Annotated in this window: 1 protein-coding gene; it reads left to right on the top strand. The window is 75.4% G+C overall.

The window, feature by feature from the left end:
* Nucleotides 1-60: 60 nt before the first annotated feature.
* Nucleotides 61-891, top strand: a complete 831-nt coding sequence (locus AXW62_RS25715; protein ID WP_060946600.1) for an HAD family hydrolase — start codon at nt 61-63, stop codon at nt 889-891.
* Nucleotides 892-1,118 lie beyond the last annotated feature (227 nt).

Raw genomic sequence — 1,118 nt, 5'->3', positions numbered from 1 at the left:
GCCGCGACCGGCTCCGCGACCGCCTCCGTGGCCACCGGCGGTGTCGCCGCCCCGGGCCCGCTGCTCCCCCGGCCGCGTGCCGCCGGGCGGCCCCGCTTCCCGCTGGTCGCCACCGACCTCGACGGCACCCTGCTGCGCGGCGATCTGACGGTCTCGCCCCGCACCCGCGCGGCGCTCGCCCGCGTCCGGGCCGCCGGGGCGCGGCACCTGGTGGTCACCGGACGCCCGGCCGCGTCCTGCCGGGAGTTCCTGGTCGCGATCGGCTACCGGGGGCTCGCGGTGTGCGGACAGGGCGCGCAGCTGTACGACGCCTCCGCGGACCGGCTGCTGGTCTCGGCGTCGCTGGACCGGGAGTTGGCCCGGTCGGTGGTGGAGCGCGCGGAGGAGGCACTGGGCGCGGGGCCGCTGGAGCTGGCCGTGGTGACCGCGGCGCCCGAGAACCGCTTCCTCGTCACCGCCCGCTTCACCGACCGGATGCGCCCGGAGTGGGGACGGGTGGAGCGGGAGGAGCTGTGGGCGGCGCCGATCGAGAAGGTGCTGATGCGCCACCGGACGGTGCAGGACGAGCTGGTCGCCGCGGCCGTGGAACGGGCGGGCGCGGGCGAGGTGGCGGTGACCCACTCCGAGAAGGGCATGATCGAGGTGCTCCCCGCCGGCACGGACAAGGCGGCGGGGCTGCGACTGGCCGCCGACCGGATGGGGTTCACCCCGGCGGAGACGATCGCGTTCGGCGATATGCCCAATGACATCCCGCTGCTGGGCTGGGCCGGATACGGGGTCGCGATGGGCAACGCCCACCCCGATCTGCTGGCGGTGGCAGACGAGGTGGCGCCGTCCCATGAGGAGGACGGGGTGGCGGTGGTCCTTGAACGGCTGTTCACCCACGCTTGAGCGACTCTCCCGCCGTGGTGGACACCGGGGCCGGTCCCTTCGGCGCTACCAGGCGGCCCTCCCGGTAGGCATCGACGCCCCGGTGTCACTGGGTGAAGGGTGCCCCCCGCTGGTCGAGGAGGGCTCGGGGAACGATCGCTTTCCAGGGACGGTGAGCCACGAGAGCCACGAGAGCCACGACTGGCTCGGCCTGGGGGCCGTCGGCCGGCTGACGGTCTCGTCTCGCG

The sequence above is a fragment of the Streptomyces hygroscopicus subsp. hygroscopicus genome (assembly GCF_001553455.1).
Taxonomy (GTDB): domain Bacteria; phylum Actinomycetota; class Actinomycetes; order Streptomycetales; family Streptomycetaceae; genus Streptomyces; species Streptomyces hygroscopicus.
This window is presented reverse-complemented; position numbering and strand designations above follow the sequence as displayed.